The following is an 18,831-nucleotide window of genomic DNA, read 5'->3' as shown; positions in this document are numbered from 1 at the left end:
GTCACCCTTCGGGTTGACCGAGGATCGCAACGATGTCGCCGGTGTCGAAGAAGAGCGTCCACTCGTGTGGCGGTCACCCTTCGGGTTGACCGAGGATCGCAACGTGCTGGAGGAGCGGGTACTCAAGCGCCCGGTCGGTGGCGGTCACCCTTCGAGGTGGCCGAGGATCGCAACGCCTGTCCGGTCATGAAAGCGGAGACGTCCTGACTGGTGGCGGTCACCTTCGGGGTGGCCAAGGATCGCAACGTGCCCGCGCCCCGATGACGTCCGCACCCCGGATCGTGGCGGTCGCCCTTCGGAGGCCGAGGATCGCAACACCTACTATCCACCGATGGGCGACCAGGCGCAGCGGGTGGCGGCCGTCCTCGGGGTGGTTCGGGACGAGGAAATATCCGCCGCCTTTGCCGCGGCTCGGGCCCGGCAGGCCGACGTCCCCGAGGAACTGCACGCCGTTGACGACCGGCTCGGTGAGCGTCCGGCGCCAGAGGTCGTCCGCCAGCCTTTGGATACCCGGCGCCGCGTCCACCACTAGCGGCCCGGTCTCGCCGAGGTCCGCGAACGCCATTCCTTAGATCACATCGCAGTTCGGCGTCGTGACGACCGTCTGCGGCTTCAGTCGCTGCGCGAACACGTCGCGAGCGGCGAGGCGTTTCGGGAGCATAGCCGCGCGGTCCGGCTCGGCCATGTGCGCCCCGATCCAGGCAGCCGCCGACACCGTTCCCTCGAATGGGCCACCCCACCCGGCCCCTTCGACGCCGACGGGAACGCTCTCCTGGGTTGGCGGCCCAGGCCGTGACCACAGTGGACAATCATTCGATCCGATGGCGCCTGCAGCGAAAGTTACTACCGAATGACCGAGTTCGGAAGCGTGGGTGCTGTCGCGAACAACTTCCGGTTGGATGCTTCCCCGGCTTCACGGAACTCTCTATCGTCGCTCTCGCAACACGACTGACCACCACAAGTGATCAGAAGGAGAGCGCACATGAGCCACGCAAGATCATTTACCCGCCAAATCGGGGCATTTCTCACCGCATGTTTGATCGGAAGTCTTCTCGTCACGCCCGCCGTGGCGGGATCCGCCCCACTGGTTCGGTCGAGTTCCGCCCAAGCCATAGACACGGATCCTCCTCTGCACTCCCCGGACGCCGGTCAACGACAGGTCGAGACCTGTGACGAGTTACGACAGCGCTTACCCGAGTTAGCCCGCGCGGGCCAACGCACAGCTTCCTGTGACCAGGCCGTCACCACACCGTCCGCGAAGGCGCGGAACGCGGTGAAAGCCGACACCGGCAAAGTCGGTTCGTACACCATCGTTCCCCTGCCTCAGTGGTGTCTGGAGAAGGCGTTCACCGGCTGGTGGTACACCCGATACGCCTCTTGCGACATCAGCGAGCGCCACGTCGCCATCATCGACGTCACCACCCAGCAACCGCTCGGCACGATGAACTTCGTGCAGTACGCCTACACCTACAGCACCGACATCTCCTCGACCTGGATCAACCAGATCGAGGTCAAACCTGTCACCCAAGTCGGTGTCACCGCCGAGGCCAGGGCTCAAGGGACCGCTACCTGCGCCGGCGCATGCAGCACGACGTCGTCCGACTTCCCGTCGCAGCCGGTGAGTCTGACCAAGAGCGGCTTCGGAGAGGGCAGGTTCGCCAGTACGATCCCGGCGACCGGTGGTGTGGGGTCCGCCAACACGACGTGGACGCGCTGGTTCACAGGTACCACGTGGACGGCCACCAATCAGGTGACGATCACACCACCCCAGCGGGTCCGTTGCGACAGCATGACACGCGGGACACAGTTTCCGGGATGTGTCTTCCCGGACTACGCGCCCCAGTTCAACGTGAGTTCTGCCACCAACCCGAACTTCGCCGGGCACCTGCGCAACGCTCTCGCGTCCGGTCTGCCCGGGGGCGGTTGGCCCAACGGGACTCCGCTGACCCGCATGATGGACGAGGCGGACGGCCGCCGGAACGGCGACCGGGCGTGCCCCCAGGCCGGCAACGGCGGATACCCCAGGCCGCCGGGATTCAGTTGCGACGAGTACCCGTTCCGGTCGACCTGGGAGGGTGCTCTCACCCAGACATATCTTTCGCCTCCCAACCCCAACCCACCGATGCCCGTCGTTCCCGGCCGCACGTTCAGCGGATGTCAGATTCCGCAGCTGGGCTCCGGCACGGGCCCCCAGGGCTGGTCGGCGTGCATGATCCCCGCTGGCGAGAACAGCAGCGGAGGCGGACTGCTCACGTCCTTCTACCGATCCAACCGCGTCATCGAACTCGATCACTTCTACGTCTACGTGTACTAGGGATCCCACATGACCTGGACGGACGAGCCCCTCGCGAGCGGCCTGGCGACGGTGGACGTCGCCTACCACATGTTCTACCTCGCGGAACCGGACACCTTCGACCCAAACCCCGTCGCTGCGGAGAACGGCCTCGTCTTCTCCCGTCGAGGGATCGCGGTCGTCATCACCGGGGCGAGCAGCGGACTGGTGAACGTCGCCGTGGAGGTGTACCCGCGCACGCCGAAGGTGACCGATTTCGCCGGGTGGGACGACGTCGTCGACCACTCGTTTCACGCCCACCTCGGCCGGGTCCAGGTCGTCGCACCCGTGAGCGACCTTCCCGACCTGCCGTGTGTGACTCCGTCCGGGCCCGGTCACTACCGCCTGCGCGTTCATGCCCGGGGCCGTGACAACGCCCCCGACGCCGTCGCGTTCGAACCGGCCGAGGACTACCTCGTCCAGGTGTGGCCACACGAGCCGCAGCCCGACCTCGTGCACAGGCAAACCGACCTGTATGGCGCCCAGTGGCGAGAGACGAACGCCGGAAGGAACTGACGCGCCGAGGACGAGCCCGCCTGCCGTGGACAACGGCACGCGGGCTCGTTCCTCGACCGGCGGGTGACCGCCCGAGAGCCGGGCCGCCCCACGCAGCCGCGACTGGGCCGAGTTCCTTCGTGAGCGTCGCGGTGTCGCAAAGACCCCCGTGCTGTCCCAGCACGATCCATGCGAACGTCGGCGGGACACTATGGCTCGCCAGCAGCATTCGCGCGCTTGTGGTCGATGCCCACCCGGCCCCCATCGGCGGCTCCCACGGCCAAAGGCTATCCCTGCCAGGAGCATTCGCCTTTCCCGACATCGTGCACGAGCTCAAGGTACGCGGCGAGAAACCCCGAAGGCGTCGGCGAACGCGCCGCCGAGTGTGGTCGTGGCCCGCAGATGGTCGTCGAGAACTGGCGGTCGCCCTTCAGAGCGGCCGAGGATCGCAACCCGTTGCTTTGTGTCGCCGTCCCCTCCACAGAGTTACCGCTGCATCGGCCCAAGGAACTGTGGGAGCTGGTCGCGGGTCACGCGAGCGTCGACGAGCCGATGACCCACCTCGGCGTGACCGGCGTCGTCGCCCGTTGAGCTCGGCCGCGCGCCGCATCGCGGGTCGAACCGCCGAAAAGTGCATATGCACGCGCAAACTTCGAGCCGAACCAGGCGATACGCATGTCTCACCATTCGAAGGCTCAGCCTTTCATGGGTGACAAAAAGTGGAGATCCTCGATCACGGATTGACCATGTATTGCCGTTTGTCGACCGCAGTATGGACGGAGAATTTCGGATCATCGCCGACCTGGCGTAATAGTCATATTGACGTGGCGGTCACTCGGATGGCCTCGATCGAGCGCCGGTGCAGGTGCACTTGCACCGCCGGAATTCGTCGGGACGCCGTCGAGATCAGGTTGTAGCGTCTGCCCCGATACGCCAGAGAGGCCCCGGGCGCCGTCATACCCGCCGTCCGGGGCCCGTTCCGATCGGAGCATTTTCATGCGCGACCAGTTGTTTCGAGGGGCATTTCACCGCCCCTCGATGACCTACGAACCTACCATTCCGTGGACCGAGGCCCGGGAAACCCTGGGGATCGCTGTTTGGAGCGCCAATATTCGCTTGAGCCTCGTGGTTCCGGCGGTATCCGTGCCGTGGGCGATCGCCGGCGAACAGATTCTCGACCCCACCAAGGTGGCTTTCCTGCTGGCGATGGCGGGTGTGGCCGGACGCTCCGCCGTCGGATGGACACGCCTGACCCGTTTCTGACCGTCCGATGTCCGTCCCCGGGCCCGATGCCCGGGGACGGACATCGCCGAGGCGTGTCCCGGGAAGCCGTACGGGAGGGAGGAGCGGGGTGTGGGGGCGTCGGTGGACTACAGACGATGCGCGTACTGCGGCCGATGGTTTCGCCAGGACAACGGGCCGGGCCGCAAGAGGGACTACTGCGACAAGCCGTGCCGACGCCGGGCACAGCGCCTGCGCGACGGCAAGGGGGTACCGGCGGCCCGGTCACGGTGGCGAGGGGCGGACGCGGTCGAGGAGGTTCTGTCGACGACGATGCGACTGGCCGAGGCCGAATACCGGAACGCGCCGCTCCCGGTGACGCTGGACCACGTGCACTGCCTGGCCAGCGCCCTGGACCGCTATACCGAGGCGGCGGTGCGCGACGCCCTGGCGTCCGGCATCGGCTGGGACGCGATCGCGGCGGCCACCGACGTGGACGTGAACACCGCGCGGACGAAGTGGGGCACCCCACGCGCACGGCACCCAAACCGGCGTCACTTGCGCGGCGAACCGGCACGCGAGCCGGCCCCGGCCGGCGAACGCACGTCTCCGCCGCACGGCGACGCCTCGGAGGCGCCGGAGGCCGACGGCGAGGGGATGCCAACGTCGGCGGGGCGCGCAGCGCGGGAGTTGGCCGCAGCGCTGACCCGCCTACGGGGTGCGAGCGGATCCACGGTCTCGGACGCCGCGTCGCGTGCGGGACTGACCCCCTCGTACGTGTCGCTCGTCCTGTCCGGCGACGTCCGTCCCCCGTGGACGGTGGTGGCGGTGTTGGCCGAAATCTTCTCCGGAGAGCCCGAGGCCCTGCTCGCACTCTGGGGGGACGCGCAGGCGACGGTCCCTTCGCCCGGCTCCGCCGCCCCGCCCGCCGAAGCCCTCGGCCGAGGCGCCGTGCGCGTCGGGCCTTCACAGGAGGGGACACCCGACGGGTCGGCCGATCTGGACACGCCCGTCCCACGCGTCGGACCGCGTCGGATCGAGACCGAGGATCCCGGGCGGCCTGGGACCGACCGGTGACGGCCGGTCGGCCCGGCCGTCGAACCCCAGGAGACGAAGCCCCCATGCCGCAGCCTTCGACGCCGTCCGCCCGGGCGGAGACTTCGCCCCCGACGGATACGTCGCCGTACGCGTCCTCGCCCGACTTCGCCGTGTTCTGCCAGTCGCGGCGCGCACGATACGAGGAGTACGCGCGCCTGCGCACCGGCGACCGTGTGCTCGGCGTCGAGACGGTCGGCGCGACCTTCGTCAGCCTGGCCCGCCAGTGGCAACACATCCTGCGCGGCTCCAGCCCCGCGGCCGACGCCTGGCACATGCTGGGGCTGGCCGTCGAGGCCGTGGGCACCGACCCTGCCAGCGAAAGCACGGAGGAAGCCCTCTACGACGCGTTACCGACGCGTGAGGCCGACGCCGTCTCGCTGCACTACCTGCTGGGCATGACCCTGACCTCCGCCGCGGACCTGATGGGCGCCGAAGCCTCCACCGTCGCCGCCCACCTGCTCACGGCGGAACGCACCCTGCCCACCCACCTGGTGCGAACCCTGGAACGCCGCCCGTCGACACGGGGATGAAGAGGGGCGCGTACACGTCCCCACGCCACGGGTCGCCCATTTCTCTCTCGCTTCACGCGCCGCGCAATCCCTACGAGTGAGCCCCCGCCACTCGAACGAAGCCTGTTCGCGACCTCACCGGGGCCTCTAGCATGGGTACTTCGGCAGCCGACGCGTCCATTGGGCGTGGATCTGGGGGGCTCGTGGGTGGCGAAGAGGAACCCGTTTCTCACTCCGTCGACGTGAACGTGCCCAGCGTCGCCCGCATGTACGACTGGCTGTTGGGCGGGACGGACAACTACGCGGCCGACGAGGACGCGTGCCTGCAACTCCTCAGGATCGTCCCCACCACGCGTGCTCTCGCGCTCAACAACCGGCTCTTCCTCCAACGCGTCGTACATACCCTCGCCACCGAGTACGGCATCCGACAGTTCCTCGACCACGGTTCCGGTCTGCCCACCCAGGACAACGTCCACCAGGTCGCCCAGCGGGTGGACTCCGACGCTCGGGTCGTCTACATCGACAACGACCCTCTGGTCCTGGCCCACGGGCGGACGCTGTTGGACCAGAACGACCGCACCACCGTCATCCAGGCGGAGATGACCGACACCGACGGCATCTTCGAGCACCCCGACGTCCGACGTCTCATCGAATTCAAGGCCCCCGTCGCCGCGCTGTTCGTGTCGGTCCTGCACTGCATCCCGGACGAGGACGACCCCGCGGGCATGATCGAACGCGTCGCAAGCCGTTTGGTACCGGGCAGCATCATGGTCGTCTGCCAGCTCGTCAGCGAACACCGGCACATTCGAGACTCGGTCACCGAGTTCATGGCGCAGAGCACGAACGGCTCCTGGGGCCGGGTGCGCGAACCCCGCGAGGTGGACGCGTACTTCATCGGCAAGGAGATCCTGGAGCCCGGACTCGTGGAGGTGTCCCGGTGGCGTCCCGACACCGAGGTCCGGCCCCGACAGGGACGCGACCCCGAGTGGATCGAGTACGGCGGAGTCGCCCGTCTGCGCTGAACAATCCCAAAGTTGGGTCAGCGGGAGAAACGAGTGATCGCCTCGTCCACCATCTCCATGCTGCGGGTGCGAGTCTCGGCGACCTTCCCCAACTCCTCCAGCACGAGCTTGTAACTGCGCAGGTCGTCCTTGCCGGTCAGATAGTGGGCACTGTCGATGTGCTCCAGATAGATCAGTTCGGGCGGCCCGCCCGGTCCGAAAGTCAGGTGGGTGACCGACGTCGGGGGCGTGAGGTTGGCAGCCTTCCCGAAGCTCACGATCCGAACGTTGGCGATGTCGTGCTCCGCCAGGTACTTCAGATGGGTCAACTGTTCGACCATCACGGCGAACCCACCCCTGGGCCGAAGCAGGACCGACTCGTCCAACAGCGCCTTGATCCTGGGCGGGGCCTCGCCCCGCAGCAACTCCTGGCGCAGAATCCTCAACTCGACGCGGCGCTCGATCTGCTCGTCCGTGGCCTCCGGGAGACCCGCCTTGACGATGGCCCGGGCATACGCCCGGGTCTGCAGCAGCCCCGGGACGAGGTTCATCTCGTAGGTGTTCAGCGCGATCGCCGAATCCTCCATGCCGATGAGTCGCCGGAACCAGCCCGGCAACACGTCGTTGTACTTGTGCCACCACACGGGTGCGTTGGCCTCGCGCACCAGTTCCTTCATCCCGGCGACAACCTGCTCGTCGGTCACGCCGTAGGCGGCCATCAGGTCGAGCACGTCCAGTTCCCGTTGCGGGTTCTCGCCGCGTTCCATCCGGCTGATCTTGGAGTGGGAGGCCCGGATGACGTGGGCCACGTCCTTGATCGCCTGACCTCTGCTCTCCCGAAGCGTGCGCAGGGCCGCCCCGACCAACCTGGCCGCGACGACGGGCTTGCGAGGCCGGCCGGAAAGACTCAACACGGGGGCGAACGAGAGATCACGGCTCGATTGCTCGGCAGACATGCGAACTCCTGAATGACTAGTGGGGCCCAGCCATTATCCCGACTCCCAGTTCGCATGTCCGCCACATCAAAAGGGTAGAGCTAGGGGACTCAGCCCGTCATTCGATCAAATTCGCCGTTCTTTGCGCCATTCACGAACGCGGCGATTTCCGATCGTGTATAGACCAGCGCCGGCCCCTTGGGGTGTCGCGAGTTGCGCACCGCGACCCGCCCGTCCGGCAGAGCCGCCATCTCCACGCAGTTCCCCTGAGCATTGCTGTCGCTGCCCTTGACCCAAACCGCTCCGGGTACACACTCGGCCGACATCCCGTTGCCAAAATCAGTCACCGAAACTCCATTCGAAAAGCCATCGAACAATCCGCGTCCGGGAGTGGTCGACGGCGTCTCCACCTGCGAATACCTACCCATGGGCGGTCACCTGCAATTGCATGGGGCGAAACAATGGAAATCCTAGCCTCGCGGCATCGATTCCGGAGTCACCCAAACGGGTGTCTGAATTCGATCGGCCGGATCGAATACGGCCGCTCGACCCACGCCGGTACGAGACCCGCCCGGCATGGGAAGCGAAGGAGGTGACACAACATGGGCGAGTCCTCGATCGGGCAAGGCCAAAGGCGGCGACACCGTTGGTGAGCGACCCGCAAGGTCAGCGGGGCCTCCGCCTCGCCGGGTCGGAAGTACGCCATGCCGCTGCGCCGGGCGCGGAAGATCGAGCCGGACACCGCTCTCCACCCGGCCCCGCTCTTCCCAGTGCGCGGAAGCCGTCGGCAGCACGTCGTGTCCTGCACGGAGTGGGGCTTGGACCCCTAACGCTTGCCGTTGCCCTCCGGGCCCGGAGGTCAGGAACTCGGCCGCGCGGGAGCCTCCTCGCCGACCAGGGAACACCTTGCCCCGCGAGTTCGACAGCCGCCCCGCAAATTCGGGCCGCGCTCACCTGGGGTTGGGAGCGCGGCCCGGGCCTTCCGGCACGGGGGGAGGTGCCGGAGGAGTCGAGGCCACGCCGGAGCCTGGCCGTGGGCATCCCATCTTGCCTGTCGAAACCCGTCCAGGGGGAGGCTCGACCACAGGCCCGGGAACGACACAAGGCAGTGGCCGCCCCCGGGCAGGGTGATGGCCCCCGCCGTCGATTCGACGGAAGACACGGCGCGTTCGCCCGAAGTCTCAGTCGCCGTGGCCCTTCGGCCTGTTCCTCTTGCCCTGCCTGCCCGGCCGGCTCTGCTTGTCCTGCCTATCCTTCTTGCGCTTGGTTCCGTTGCGGATGAGTCCGGCAGTGAGCTCGGCTGCGGCCCTGGCCGCTTCATCGGTACCGGCGGCGTACCGCGTGGTCGTGTTGACGTGCGCGTGGCCGAGCAGGAGCTGGGCCGTGCGGAGATTTCCCGTCTGGTCGACGGTGCGCGAGCCGGTGCCGTGGCGGTTGCCGTGCATGTTGATCGGCGGCAGGTCGTACAGCGCGACCAGACGCTGAAACTCCTTGGTGATCGAACTCGGCTGGAGCCAACTGCCGTCCTCGCGGGTGAAGATCATGCCGGTGTCGTGCCAGGAATCGCCGAAGGCCTCGGCTTCGGCGCGCTGACGCTTGCGGTGGGCCTTGAGGACCTTGTTCGTGGCCTTGTCGAGGACGACGGGTCGCTCGCCCGCCTTGGACTTCGGGGACGAGGCGACGATCTTCCAACCGACCTCGGTGAGTTGAATGGAAATCGTGAGGGTTCGGGCGTCGAGGTCGGTGTCCTGCCAGCGCTGGCCACAGGCTTCGCCCCGCCGCAGGCCGCGGTGGGCGACCAGGTGCCACAGGGCGTAGAGGCGGTGGTCGGCGACGTGGTCGAGGAACTCCTGGGTCTGCTCGGGGGTCCACACCATGACCCGGCCGGGGACGACGCCTGTGCGGCGCCACGCCGCAACCCGCTCCGGCGTCCACAGCAGCGCCGGGGGTTGTTCCTCGGGATCGAGTTCGACGTGGGAGGCGGGGTTGAAGGTGATCTTCTGCGCCGCGATCGCTGCGTTCAGCGCCGCGCGCAGCGTGGCCTTGATCCGATGCAGGGAGGTGTTCCCCGTGGTGCGCCGAAACTCGGGCATCGCCTCGATCTGCAGTTTCAGGTTCCGCCGCAGCGCGCGGTTGTCGGCGCCCTTCCACGGGGTTGCCGCCAGGCGATCGACGGCGGCACGGCGCAGGATGTTCGACTCGACGATCTCGTTGTTGCCGTCGCGGATGGCGTCGAACATGGCGGCGATGTCGGCGATGGTGAGGCGGTCGAGGCGGATGTGGCCGATGGCGGGGACGAGGTGGACGCGGATGATGCTGGCGTAGCGCAGGGCGCTGCCGGGGCGGAGACCGCGTCGGCCCTCGATCCACTGTTCGAGCCACTGGCCCACGGTGATGCGTTCGGTGAGGGCCACGCCGGCGCGGACGCGGCGGGTGACCTCTTCGATGGTCGGGAAGGGCTCCTTGTCCTTGACGGCGGCCAGGAGCAGTTCGGCGACGGCTCGGCGGCCGGGGGTGTCGTCCTCGTCGGGTATGGCGAGCAGGACGCGGACGTGGTCGAGTTCGTTCTGGGCCTTGGTGGCGGAGGTGAAGCCGGGCTTGCGCAGGGAGCGGCGGGTGCCGTCCTCGGTCTCGGGAAGTTCTTGGCGCAGGTGCCAGGTGCCGTGTCCTCGGCGGGTGAGCTTGGGGCAGGACTTGCCGTATTGGACGTCGGTGCCGGGCCTGCGGCACGCGCAGCGTCGGTTGACGCCGCCGCCTTTCACGCGTTGCCCCCTTCGTCGTCGGGCTCGTCGATGAAGGCCAGGCCCTCGGGCAGGGCCGGGGGGAAGAGGTCGCGGGTGCGCATGTCGGCGCGCAGGGCCCGCAGGGCCTGGGCGTCCTGCAGGAGCATCTCGCCGAACTGGTCGGCCGAGCGAACGTGGTCGGCGCGTCGGGCGGCGTTGAGCGTGGTGGCGGCCTTGCGCTGGTGTTCGCCGAGCAGGCGTTGTGAGGTACAAGCGGTGGTGACGGCGTCGGCGTGGACGCGGAAGGCGTCGACGATCGCGCGCGGCGATCCCTCGGGTGCGGCTTGGGCGAGGGGGGTCTCGTCGGTGAACCATGTCACCGCGTCCCACACGGGTACCTCGCTGTCGGGGAGGACTTGGACCGTCTCCTGCCGGCCGAGCGGGAAGAGCAGGTTCACGGGTGCCAGGTCCAGGGCCTTGGCGACGACGAGCAATTCGGCCACGCCGAAGGATGCCCGGCGGCCGGTCTCCACGTTGCCGATGACGCTCGCGGGGACGTCCGCCCCCAGCGCGGCGCACGTCTCGGCGAGTTGCTGCGTCGTCATCCCGCGTTCCTTGCGGTAGCGACGCACCTGGGCCCCCAGCAGGGCCGCGATTCCGGCCACCCACTCATCATTCGTCATGACAACGAGTTTGCTCGAAGTATCTCGTCATGGCAACTGATGTGATAGAAATTCTCCACCAGCGACCATGAAAGACCTGGAGGGCGTCATGCAAGCGGACGATGGGGAGCATGGGATGACGTGGGAGGAACTCCTCGCGCTGCCTCCGGCGGTCGATTTGGAGCTGGCGAACCGCGCCTTGGGCTTGGGGCGCAGCAAGGGCTACGACCTGGCCCGTCGGGGTCGGTACCCGTGCCCGACCTGGCGCGCCGGTCCCGCGCATCGGGTGTCCACGGCGGATCTTTGGCGGCTGTTGGGCATCGACCCCGCACAGGCCCTGGGCAACCGCGCCGCCTGAGCGTGCCGTCGCCCGCCTCGACCGGCGTCTCTTCTACGCTCGACCCGTGACCGCCGACCCCTTGCCCTCGTTCGCGACGCTCTTCCCGCCCCGCTCGGGCGGCGATCCCTGGCGGCCGACCGCCCGCACCGCCTCGCTCCTGCACACCAGCCTGAGCCTGCTCGCGGACGACATCGACGACGACATCCGCACCCACGGCGACCGCCCCGTCGAGGCCGGAGCCGAGAGGTCCTGGAGTGTCCTGCATCGCCTTCCCCGGTCCACATGGGACGGCGGCACCCCGTGGCGGCGGAACATGGCCGCCGCCGTCGACGACCTGATCGCCGACCTCGAACACGGCAGGCTTCCCTTCCCCCGCTGCCCGGCGGAACACCAGGTCCTCGACCTGGCCCTCGCCGACGCCGAGACCACACTCGACGAGGACCCCGACCTGGTCGCCGACGAGGCCGCCCACCTCCCCGCCGACCCCACGGACTACGAGTGGCCCGCCTGCCGACGACACCTGCTGACCACCCGCCGGACCCCCGACGAGACTCCGCAGCACTGGTTCGTTCCGTTCCCCGACGTGGAGCCGCGCCGCTCCTAGCCGGCCGGGCACGCAAGCGCCCGCGCCCGAAGGATTTGGGGGCGCGGGCACGTCGGCGCGATCAGGTGGTGGCGCGCTCCGGGAAGAATCGCGCGTTCAGGATCGCGAGTGTGGTGGCGTTGCTGAGGCGGCACATGGGGTGTTGGAGGGCGAATATGCCCTTGGCGGTCACGCTGTCACTGCGGTCGACCGTCTTGAGCCACCGCACGGGCAGGACGTACTCGGCCACGTCGGGATCGTTCTCGTCCCCCGCGTGGCGGTAGGTCCCCACGAGCTGCTGCTCGGCCAGGCGCACCGAGCCGTCGCCGACCACCGCCTCCGTGAACGGCGCCGGTTCACCGCAGACTTCGCCGACGCCCACGTAGCCGACCTTGGGGATGTAGACGTTGACCCGGTCCCCCAGGCGCGGCCGGCGCAGGCCCTGGGAGAACCACTTGCCGCCGCCGGCCGAGACGAACCCGAACCGGCGGGCGTCGTCCCACGACCGGGTACCACCCTCCTCGCCGAACGCGGAGTACCAGTCGACGCCGTTCCACGGCTCACGGGTCGAGGACTTCCCCGCCCGGGGCGCGGGTGCGGCCTTGGCCTCGTCGCGCAGCCAGGTCCGCGCGAGGTAGCGGTGTCCGTCGTCCTCGTAGTAGTGGAAGAAAACGGCGTTGACCGGGGCCCCGAGGTCCGCGAGGTAGCCCACGATCCGCTCGGTGGCCTCGTCCAGGCGCGCGGCCACGATCGTCACCCGGTGCGCGGCGTTCAACTCCTCCGGCGCGGCGACGCCGAAACGCTCCTCGAACGCACTCTCGAAGGTGGTCTCGTCGGCGCGGTAGTCGGCGAAGATCCGCAGGATCTGCGCGTGGGAGAGCGACGCCGCCCAGGACGCGTAGTCCAGCGCCTGGGCGATCACCTCGCGCGGCGTCCGGTCACGCTTCAGCTCCAGGACCCGCAGGCAGCCCTCGCCGTCCACCGCCAGGAGGTCGACGAAACCACCGTGAGCGGTGGGCACCTGACGTCCGATCAGGAGGACGGGTTCCCCGAGGATGTCCGGGTCCGCCTCGATCACGTCCTCAAGGTCGCGCTCCAGCGGCATCGCCGCCGTTCGCATACGTCGCGGCCGTCCCCCGTTGTCCATCCGCCAAATCGCGACCTCCGTCGGCATGTTCCTCCAGCCCGTCGACAACCTCGTAGCCGACGCAACTACCGTCCGCTGTCGGTTTGTTCCCGCTCTACTCCTGCCGGCGGGCGACTGTCGGCCACCGCGCGTGGACGGCCGCTCGTCCCAAGGCTGATCCGGAGGACGTGTCGAGCACCGATGACCCGTCCTGATACGAGGCACTGCAGCCTGCGGGATTCGTTCCGAGGACTACGGCATGCGTGCCGGACATGCCAGGATCGAGATCCACGTCGCGCCCACGCCACAGGCAACCCGGACGGGGAGCCGAAGGTTGCGGGTTTCGACCGCTATGGCACGAGAACCGGAAGGTCCGCCCATGGACGTGGATCTCGCCCCCTATGACGCGGTGCTCTTCGATTGGGACGGTACCGTCGTCGACTCCCAGCCCTTGAACTATCGCTGCCTGCGAGAGGTACTGGCGCCACGCGGGATCGTCCTGGATCGGGACTGGTATCGGGAGAGGATCGGAACGTCCACCGACGATCTGCTCGTGCAGCTCGGTGTGGAGGATCCGGTGGCCGAGATCCTCGACGCCTGCCGATCCCTGATCGCCGGTCGGCTCTCGGGTCTGTCCGTCCACGCGCCCGTGTCGGCGATGCTGGGGCGCGCTCGCGCGCAGGGCCGGATGTGTGCTGTGGCGTCCGGCGGTGCGGGCGTCATCGTCCGCGCGGCGATAGGCGCCGTCGGTTTGGAGGGTGCGTTCGACGTCGTGGTGACGCGGGAGGACGTGGCGCGGGGCAAGCCGGCACCGGACCTGTTCCTGGAGGCGGCCCGCCGGTTGGGGGTGACTCCGGGTATGTGCCTGGTGGTCGAGGACGCCGAGGAGGGTCTGGCCGCCGCGCGGGCTGCGGGGATGGAAGCGCTCGATGTCTCGCCCTGGGTGACCTCGACGTGGTGAACGGGCGTCATCCGCGCAGGGCGTGCACCTGACCGGAGAACTCTCGCACGTCGGACACGGTGGGGTAGTTGCGCCGCAGTGCTCGGTCCAGGTCCCGCGCGCGGGAGCGGATCGAGTCCACGACCCGGTCGCCGGACAAGGCTCTTCGGCCCAGTTCGACGGCGCTGTCGGGTTGGCCCAACGCGACGCGTGACAGGGTGAGGTCGAGTTGGGCGATGGCAAGGCGGGTGGGGGCTTGGCGCGGGCCGGTCACGGTTTCGTATTCGCGGATCGCTTCCTCGGCGGCGAGCCCCCTGGACGACCCGGCCCGCCAGCTCGCTGCGGAGGACACCCTCGTACGCGCGCTGGCCGCCTCGGACCGCCTGGAACGGATCACCGACGCCTCGCTGTGCCACGGCTGGGCCGGCCTGCTGGCCCTCGCCCGTGCCGTCGCCGACGACAGCCCCGATTCGGCCCGGTTCGCGCCGCTGATCGAAGACCTGGTCAAGCACCTGGCCGCCGCCCCGGACCGGTTGTCCAAGCCCGGCCTCATGGAAGGCCGTGCCAGCGCGCACCTGGTACTCGACGGCGCGAACACCACCGGCTGGACACGCGCCCTGCTGATCACCTGACCCGCCCCCACGACCAAGGAGAGTGCCCACGACCATGGACGCCGACCACGAGGACCTTCCGATCACCGCCGAGAAGGGCTGGTGGCATGCCACCGTGACCTTCCCGGGCAGCGTCGAAGTGAGTCCGGAGGCCGCGCGGACGCCGTCGTGCGCGCTGCACGACCGCCGATTCCACTTCCTGCGCAAGGACGGGGGGCTGAGACTGCGCACCGAACACTCCGCGGCCCGCCTGTTGGACAGGCTCGTCACCGACGGACTGGTCGACGGTTGGGTCGGCGGCGTCTACGAGCCGGAGACCGAGGCGTTCGGCGGCCCCGACGGCATGAACGTCGCGCACGACGTGTTCTCCGCGGACAGCCGTGCCGCTCTGGCCGAGACCGGCAACCCCGGCGCCAGGGAACGCTGCGTCCTGTTGCTGTCCGTCTTGAACCGGGCCGCCGGCCTGGACCCCTTCGAAGTCGGCGACGTCTGGGCCAAGCTCGGCTCCCTGCGGCCCGCCGTCACCGCGCCAACCGGCCTGCCCCGCGAGCGGGCGATCACGGCCATGCGGCACCTGATGAACGCCGACGCAGCCCGGCGACCGAACGCCGAGCCCGGCTGGGCAGAGCGCGTCGCCGCATTCGAGAACGCCGGCCACCGGCTGCGGCGACTGGCCGCCGACGGGCGACTGACACGGGGCCTGCGCGCGGTACTTGCCCATCACGCGATCTTCACCCTCAACCGCGCCGGTGTACCCGTCGACGAGCAGGCGGCGACGGCCTGGCTGGGCCGGGAAGTCGCCTTCACCGACAGGAATGAAGCCGACGTGTCCACCCGCCGGTACACCTTCCCGGCCCCTACCCTCACTCGGATGGAGAGCACCCTGAGCTCCGCCACTGACCCCGCCGAGCTGCGCGAAGCGCTCGTATCCCGCCTCGTCGACAGCGGCCACCTGCACACGCCAGCCGTCGTCAGCGCCTTCCGGGACACCGAGCGCCACCGGTTCCTCCCCGGCGTCGACCTTCAGGCCGCGTACGTCGACGACGCGGTGCCGATTAAGCACGACGAGAGCGGCGAGATGATCTCCTGCATCTCCGCGCCCTCGATCGTCGCCACCCAGATCGAGCAACTGGGCGCCGAACCCGGCCACAGGATCCTGGAAGCCGGAGCCGCCACCGGCTACAACGCCCACTTGCTCGGCCAACTCGTGGCCCCCGACGGCCACGTGTGGACCGTCGACGTCGACCAGGACCTCGTCGATCGCGCCCGCAAGAACCTCGCCCAGGCCGGGGCCACGAACGTGAGCGTCGAACTGGCCGACGGCGCCGCCGGCCTCCCCGAGCACGCCCCCTTCGACCGCATTCAATTCACCGTCGGCGCGGGTGACGTTCCCATGCGGATCCTCGACCAGCTCGCCCCCGGAGGACGCCTGGTCCTGCCGATGCGCATCCGAGGCAGCATCTCCCGCAGCTTCGCCTTCGAACGCGACGGTCGGACATGGAAGACCGTCTCGTGCGAGATGGCGACGTTCGTGCCCCTGCGCAAGGGCGTCTGCGACGACGTGTACACCCTCGTGCCCATGGCCGGCGAAGGGAACGTGCGCCTAGAGACCTTCAGCGAGCAGGACGTGGACCGCGACGCGATCAGCACCGTCCTGGACCGACCAGCCACCAAGGTCTACTCCGGCGTGAAGTTCCGCCAGGGCGACCCCTGGGAGTGGCTGTACCTGTACCTGTACCTGGCATTGGTCCTGCCCAACGCTCGTCTCGGACGTCGTCCGGCAGACTGTGCGTATGGAGGATCTCGCGCAGCAACTGCAGAGCGTGGCCAGGCTCCTGGACGAGGCGGGGGTGTTGCCACCGCTCGTCATCACCTGTGTGCTGGACGAAGACCCGCACGTCAACCTCGCCACACCCCATCAACTGCCTTTGGCCGATCAGCGCCTTGCCGTCGACCGCATCGCGGCCCGGCTCGGCGTCGTCCCCGCCGTCCATGAGGTCCTCGCAGGTCGGTACGGGGCGTCCGTGCGCGGTCGGTGGGAGGAAACCGTCATCGTCGTCGGCACCAACGCCGCCCCGCATCTGCCGGGCACACCCGGGCTCGCGGACCGCATCACCAGCACCCGGGGCACCGTGGCGGAGCTGCGGTCCCTGACAGCGTGGGCCGGGGAGGCCGGGCCGCATCTGGACGAACTGGTTGTCATCGATCAGGGCAGGCGCCACACCGTGCAGGCCATGGTCACCGACGACACTGCCGCCCAGCGTGTCCTTGCCGGCCTCGTACTCGACACCGACCACCACGGGGGCCGCCGCTACCGGTCGGTGCTGCCCACCGGCCACCTGCTCACCGTCAGTGTCATCCCGAAGCGACCTGGCGCGGGCGGGTCGGCCCAGTAGGGACGGACACTGGCGCGGAGGCCGCGAGGGCTTCACGAACGAACGGCAGTTCCCTGTTCGAGGCCGTCGCTGTTCAGGAAGAGCCTCCTCTCGCAGCCCGCTGCCCGATTTTGCCGAGATGCGCCCGTATAACACTGCTTCGCGCACGCTGCCGCCCGACGGGGACCTCGTGCCCACCGCTGCCGAGCCTGCGCCGACGGACGGTGGGGCTCAGACCGGACACGGCGCTGTCACCTCCCGTGGGTGGACCCCTGAAGTGTGCCGGGCGTACGTACATCGTGGCGAGTACATCTCGACGTTTCCCTCGGAACGAGTCTGCCTCAATTCCCCATGTGGAGACGGGCTTTCCGGATTTGTACGTCGGTGGTGTATGTACATCACGGCGATGCACGCCTACCGTTCGGGTATCACCTTCCGTGGCCGACCCCACACGGAATGACCTTTCGCGGCTGTGGTCCGAGAAGTCCTGGCTCGCCGACTACGAGGACGTGCTTCCCGCGGGCTTCGAGACCTACGTGGATCTGGAGCGGATTCGGCGGCCGTCTACGCCTACGACAACGCGATCGTCCACGGCCTCCTCCAAACCTGGGACTACGCCCGCGCGTTGCTGCGCGCCGTCCGCCGCGACGACACCCCCGCGATGATCGACAAACTCGTCGAACTGCGCATGGCCCGTCAGCAACTCCTCACCCGAGCGGCGCCGCTCACGCTGTGGGCGATCCTCGACGAGGCCGTACTGCATCGCCGCGTCGGCGGACGCCAGGTGATGTGCGCCCAACTCGAACACCTCGCGACTGTGGGCACGGCCCCGAACGTCACCATCCAGGTCCTGCCCTACTCCCGCGGCGCCCACCCCGGCATGGCCGGCCCGTTCTCCGTCATCGAACTCGGCAGCGGCGACCCGAACATCCTCTACGTCGACAGCCCCACCGGGAACATCTACGTCGAACGCCCTGCACAAGTACGCCACCACGAAGACGTCTTCAATCACCTGCGAGCCGAAGCCCTCCCCGCAGACGAATCGGCCGAACTGATCACCGCCACAAGAGCAAGGGAGCTTCCCGACCGTGACTCACCAGCCGACCGCGGAACGCCAGGACCATGACGGAGCCCGCTGGTTCAAGGCCCGTGCCAGCCAAAGCGGCACCGGATGCGTCGAGATCGCACACCTCGCCGACGGCCACGTCGGACTCCGCGACACCAAATCCACCCGCCCACCGTTCGTCTTCGACGCCCACGAATGGGCCTGCTTCATCGACGGCGCCAAGAACGGCGAATTCGACCCACCCACCCGGTGAGGCAGCCATCTGCCGTCGCGAGTTGTGCCGAACCAATCTGCGGGGGGCCGTGGTTGCGGCGTCCCACGAGGTCGCCGACGAGCCGAAGACCCATGCCGAGTGGTGACCCGGTACGACGGATGGCCGAGGACCGCGCAACGGTTGCGGCCACCACGTCCACCGCAGACTTCGGCCACCCGTCCGTCGCTGCCTTCCGGCTCGGGCCGACCCCGATACTGGGTCCATGACCGGACGACAGAAGCTAATGACGACGCAGGAGGTCCGCGCGCTCGTCAACGCCGCGCTCGCAGACCCCACCGTTGACCTCGCCGTCCCCCTCGGGCTCTCACTCGCGTTGCGCGAGGGCCTGCGCTTCGCGGTCCTTGCCACGCTGTCCCGTGGCGACTACCACCCGGCCGTGGGCGATGTGCCGGGAAGCCTGACCTACCGCGCCGGCGACCAGATCCGCGTCGCCACGCTCTCCCCCCAGTCCGAACTCCTCCTGTCCGCACACCTGGAGCGATGAACCCTCACCGTGGCGCGGGAACCGTACCCAGGCGGAAACACGGGCCATGCCGCGCA

23 protein-coding genes are annotated in these 18,831 nt (G+C 68.7%); 17 read left to right on the top strand and 6 right to left on the bottom strand.

Annotated features, from left to right (window positions below; translation table 11 throughout):
- Positions 1–331: 331 nt before the first annotated feature.
- The 8 genes from GT354_RS08870 (at position 332) to GT354_RS08840 (ending at position 6,677) form a co-directional block, all read left to right on the top strand.
- Positions 332–532 (top strand): hypothetical protein, encoded by a 201-nt coding sequence (locus GT354_RS08870; RefSeq protein WP_161355709.1) that lies wholly within the window; start codon positions 332–334, stop codon positions 530–532.
- Positions 533–1,273: 741 nt separating this feature from the next.
- Positions 1,274–2,314, top strand: a complete 1,041-nt coding sequence (locus tag GT354_RS08865) for a hypothetical protein (RefSeq protein ID WP_161355708.1) — start codon at positions 1,274–1,276, stop codon at positions 2,312–2,314.
- Between the two features lie 9 nt (positions 2,315–2,323).
- Complete coding sequence (locus GT354_RS08860; RefSeq protein WP_161355707.1) at positions 2,324–2,848, top strand: hypothetical protein; 525 nt, start codon at positions 2,324–2,326, stop codon at positions 2,846–2,848.
- A gap of 435 nt (positions 2,849–3,283) precedes the next feature.
- Positions 3,284–3,418, top strand: coding sequence for a hypothetical protein (locus tag GT354_RS55705; RefSeq protein WP_272923784.1), 135 nt, complete (start codon positions 3,284–3,286; stop codon positions 3,416–3,418).
- Between the two features lie 405 nt (positions 3,419–3,823).
- The gene (locus tag GT354_RS08855; protein WP_161355706.1) at positions 3,824–4,090 is read left to right on the top strand and encodes a hypothetical protein; all 267 of its coding nucleotides are present in this window, start codon (positions 3,824–3,826) and stop codon (positions 4,088–4,090) included.
- 90 nt (positions 4,091–4,180) lie between these two features.
- Positions 4,181–5,125, top strand: coding sequence for a helix-turn-helix transcriptional regulator (locus GT354_RS56425; protein ID WP_161355705.1), 945 nt, complete (start codon positions 4,181–4,183; stop codon positions 5,123–5,125).
- 44 nt (positions 5,126–5,169) lie between these two features.
- The gene (locus GT354_RS08845; RefSeq protein ID WP_161355704.1) at positions 5,170–5,676 is read left to right on the top strand and encodes a sigma factor-like helix-turn-helix DNA-binding protein; all 507 of its coding nucleotides are present in this window, start codon (positions 5,170–5,172) and stop codon (positions 5,674–5,676) included.
- Between the two features lie 182 nt (positions 5,677–5,858).
- Positions 5,859–6,677 (top strand): SAM-dependent methyltransferase, encoded by an 819-nt coding sequence (locus GT354_RS08840; RefSeq protein ID WP_346011939.1) that lies wholly within the window; start codon positions 5,859–5,861, stop codon positions 6,675–6,677.
- A 17-nt stretch (positions 6,678–6,694) separates the two neighbouring features.
- On the opposite strand, the gene GT354_RS08835 is transcribed toward GT354_RS08840, so the two are convergent.
- From GT354_RS08835 to GT354_RS08820, 4 genes are all read right to left on the bottom strand, one after another.
- A complete protein-coding gene (locus GT354_RS08835; protein ID WP_161355702.1) occupies positions 6,695–7,612 on the bottom strand; it encodes a helix-turn-helix transcriptional regulator in 918 nt (305 codons plus the stop codon).
- An 89-nt stretch (positions 7,613–7,701) separates the two neighbouring features.
- Positions 7,702–7,917, bottom strand: coding sequence for a DUF397 domain-containing protein (locus GT354_RS08830; RefSeq protein WP_161355715.1), 216 nt, complete (start codon positions 7,915–7,917; stop codon positions 7,702–7,704).
- Between the two features lie 855 nt (positions 7,918–8,772).
- A complete protein-coding gene (locus tag GT354_RS55700; RefSeq protein WP_161355701.1) occupies positions 8,773–10,353 on the bottom strand; it encodes a tyrosine-type recombinase/integrase in 1,581 nt (526 codons plus the stop codon).
- On the bottom strand, positions 10,350–10,997 hold the full coding sequence (locus GT354_RS08820) for a helix-turn-helix transcriptional regulator (protein ID WP_161355700.1): 648 nt from the start codon (positions 10,995–10,997) through the stop codon (positions 10,350–10,352). The genes GT354_RS55700 and GT354_RS08820 overlap by 4 nt, the downstream gene beginning before the upstream one ends.
- A gap of 67 nt (positions 10,998–11,064) precedes the next feature.
- On the opposite strand from GT354_RS08820, the gene GT354_RS08815 reads away from it, so the two are divergent.
- Both GT354_RS08815 and GT354_RS08810 read left to right on the top strand, forming a co-directional pair.
- On the top strand, positions 11,065–11,334 hold the full coding sequence (locus tag GT354_RS08815; protein WP_237534521.1) for a hypothetical protein: 270 nt from the start codon (positions 11,065–11,067) through the stop codon (positions 11,332–11,334).
- 46 nt (positions 11,335–11,380) lie between these two features.
- The gene (locus GT354_RS08810; protein WP_161355699.1) at positions 11,381–11,920 is read left to right on the top strand and encodes a hypothetical protein; all 540 of its coding nucleotides are present in this window, start codon (positions 11,381–11,383) and stop codon (positions 11,918–11,920) included.
- A gap of 61 nt (positions 11,921–11,981) precedes the next feature.
- Here GT354_RS08810 and GT354_RS08805 read toward each other — a convergent pair whose 3' ends face one another.
- Entirely contained in the window at positions 11,982–13,019 is a 1,038-nt protein-coding gene (locus GT354_RS08805) for an endonuclease NucS domain-containing protein (RefSeq protein ID WP_237534520.1), read from the bottom strand.
- A 385-nt stretch (positions 13,020–13,404) separates the two neighbouring features.
- Between GT354_RS08805 and GT354_RS08800 the strand changes: the two genes are divergently transcribed.
- Positions 13,405–13,986, top strand: coding sequence for an HAD family phosphatase (locus GT354_RS08800; RefSeq protein WP_161355697.1), 582 nt, complete (start codon positions 13,405–13,407; stop codon positions 13,984–13,986).
- Between the two features lie 7 nt (positions 13,987–13,993).
- Here GT354_RS08800 and GT354_RS08795 read toward each other — a convergent pair whose 3' ends face one another.
- On the bottom strand, positions 13,994–14,239 hold the full coding sequence (locus GT354_RS08795; protein ID WP_161355696.1) for a hypothetical protein: 246 nt from the start codon (positions 14,237–14,239) through the stop codon (positions 13,994–13,996).
- Between GT354_RS08795 and GT354_RS08790 the strand changes: the two genes are divergently transcribed.
- The 6 genes from GT354_RS08790 (at position 14,214) to GT354_RS08765 (ending at position 18,775) form a co-directional block, all read left to right on the top strand.
- Entirely contained in the window at positions 14,214–14,597 is a 384-nt protein-coding gene (locus tag GT354_RS08790; protein ID WP_161355695.1) for a hypothetical protein, read from the top strand. The genes GT354_RS08795 and GT354_RS08790 overlap by 26 nt on opposite strands.
- Positions 14,598–14,631: 34 nt before the next feature.
- On the top strand, positions 14,632–16,572 hold the full coding sequence (fxlM, locus tag GT354_RS08785) for a methyltransferase, FxLD system (protein ID WP_161355694.1): 1,941 nt from the start codon (positions 14,632–14,634) through the stop codon (positions 16,570–16,572).
- A gap of 28 nt (positions 16,573–16,600) precedes the next feature.
- Positions 16,601–16,972: a hypothetical protein gene (locus GT354_RS08780; protein WP_161355693.1), complete on the top strand. Its 372-nt coding sequence runs from the start codon at positions 16,601–16,603 to the stop codon at positions 16,970–16,972.
- 451 nt (positions 16,973–17,423) lie between these two features.
- On the top strand, positions 17,424–18,077 hold the full coding sequence (locus GT354_RS08775; RefSeq protein ID WP_161355692.1) for a DUF5753 domain-containing protein: 654 nt from the start codon (positions 17,424–17,426) through the stop codon (positions 18,075–18,077).
- Complete coding sequence (locus GT354_RS08770; RefSeq protein WP_161355691.1) at positions 18,040–18,270, top strand: DUF397 domain-containing protein; 231 nt, start codon at positions 18,040–18,042, stop codon at positions 18,268–18,270. Before GT354_RS08775 ends, GT354_RS08770 begins: the two co-directional genes overlap by 38 nt.
- 244 nt (positions 18,271–18,514) lie before the next feature.
- Positions 18,515–18,775, top strand: a complete 261-nt coding sequence (locus tag GT354_RS08765; RefSeq protein ID WP_161355690.1) for a hypothetical protein — start codon at positions 18,515–18,517, stop codon at positions 18,773–18,775.
- The last annotated feature ends 56 nt before the right edge of the window (positions 18,776–18,831 follow it).

It is taken from the genome of Streptomyces sp. SID3343 (assembly GCF_009865215.1).
Classification (GTDB): Bacteria; Actinomycetota; Actinomycetes; order Streptomycetales; family Streptomycetaceae; genus Embleya.
The sequence above is the reverse complement of the archived record's forward strand: the minus strand, read 5'-3'. Positions and strand labels throughout refer to the sequence as shown.

Coding starts and splice junctions, on each gene's coding strand:
- GT354_RS08855 (WP_161355706.1), top strand. CDS start 3,824: ATGCGCGACCAGTTGTTTCGAGGGGCATTTCACCGCCCCTCGATGACC.
- GT354_RS08870 (WP_161355709.1), top strand. CDS start 332: ATGGGCGACCAGGCGCAGCGGGTGGCGGCCGTCCTCGGGGTGGTTCGG.
- GT354_RS08765 (WP_161355690.1), top strand. CDS start 18,515: ATGACGACGCAGGAGGTCCGCGCGCTCGTCAACGCCGCGCTCGCAGAC.
- fxlM (WP_161355694.1), top strand. CDS start 14,632: ATGGACGCCGACCACGAGGACCTTCCGATCACCGCCGAGAAGGGCTGG.
- GT354_RS08805 (WP_237534520.1), bottom strand. CDS start 13,019: ATGCGAACGGCGGCGATGCCGCTGGAGCGCGACCTTGAGGACGTGATC.
- GT354_RS08845 (WP_161355704.1), top strand. CDS start 5,170: ATGCCGCAGCCTTCGACGCCGTCCGCCCGGGCGGAGACTTCGCCCCCG.
- GT354_RS08835 (WP_161355702.1), bottom strand. CDS start 7,612: ATGTCTGCCGAGCAATCGAGCCGTGATCTCTCGTTCGCCCCCGTGTTG.
- GT354_RS08815 (WP_237534521.1), top strand. CDS start 11,065: ATGAAAGACCTGGAGGGCGTCATGCAAGCGGACGATGGGGAGCATGGG.
- GT354_RS08860 (WP_161355707.1), top strand. CDS start 2,324: ATGACCTGGACGGACGAGCCCCTCGCGAGCGGCCTGGCGACGGTGGAC.
- GT354_RS08800 (WP_161355697.1), top strand. CDS start 13,405: ATGGACGTGGATCTCGCCCCCTATGACGCGGTGCTCTTCGATTGGGAC.
- GT354_RS08820 (WP_161355700.1), bottom strand. CDS start 10,997: ATGACGAATGATGAGTGGGTGGCCGGAATCGCGGCCCTGCTGGGGGCC.
- GT354_RS08830 (WP_161355715.1), bottom strand. CDS start 7,917: ATGTCGGCCGAGTGTGTACCCGGAGCGGTTTGGGTCAAGGGCAGCGAC.